Here is an 840-nt window from a genome sequence, read left to right on the forward strand (position 1 = left end):
CCTGCCTTGCGAAACAAAGTAAGCGTCATCCTCGGCTCCGTATGCCGGACACTCCGGCCACCCCTTCATGCCACCAGCAGTGCAGAAGCGTACATACAGCTGGCCGTTGCGCTCCTGCCCGCGGAACTCTCCGAAGTCGCCGTGTACCCGGGTGCCGTCGGACCAGGTGCCGGCATAGTCGGGCGCACCGTGTTTGATAACGAATTGAACGTAATGTCCGAAATTGCAATGGGTCTGGTAGCCATATGAGCCGCTGAAGCCCTCCGTCAACAGCTTCGATACCTGTTTCTCCAGCTTATCCGCGCGCGCGGACGTCCTGGCGAGGGTGCATGCGTTCCTGGCGACGCTGCCCGGCGCACTCCCTTTGCCGCATGCCTGGTCGCGTTCGACCATCCATGCGCGCTCCTCATCGCGCAGCGCCTTGCGCCGGGCGGCGTCAAGCGAACTGGCAAGCTTCCGGTAGGCGGTATTGAGCCGCGCATCCTGCACGTCATAGTCGTAGGCAATGGCCTGCTCCATTTGCTGCGGCGGAGAGGGCGCGGCAGACGCCTTCCATGCCATTGCCAGAAGCAACGCGGCCACCAGTCGGCTTAGCAGTGCCGTGCTACGGCGGGCAGTGCGCGGGTCTGGATGATTCAACAGCCATCCAGGCATGCCGATTCCCATCATGGGTAATCCATGTCCTTTGGCAACAGCTCATATTACTCACCAAGGCATGCCGCATTTGTGAGATCTACTTGGCTCTTATCGGTAGTTCTATGGTTCCCGTGATCGCTGGATCGCCTTGGCCTGCGTGTTGTAACGGCTGCCCATGGCTTGCTCTGGCGGTGTGAATCACGG

Annotated in this window: 1 protein-coding gene; it reads right to left on the minus strand. The window is 60.8% G+C overall.

From position 1 onward, the window contains the following. A partial coding sequence (locus tag ACH65_RS17900) for a lysozyme inhibitor LprI family protein (protein WP_153242667.1) occupies positions 1 to 669 on the minus strand: 669 nt, incomplete at its 3' end. Between the last annotated feature and the right edge of the window lie 171 nt (positions 670 to 840).

The sequence above is a fragment of the Frateuria defendens genome (assembly GCF_001182895.1).
In the GTDB taxonomy this organism is placed as follows: Bacteria; Pseudomonadota; Gammaproteobacteria; order Xanthomonadales; family Rhodanobacteraceae; genus Frateuria_B; species Frateuria_B defendens.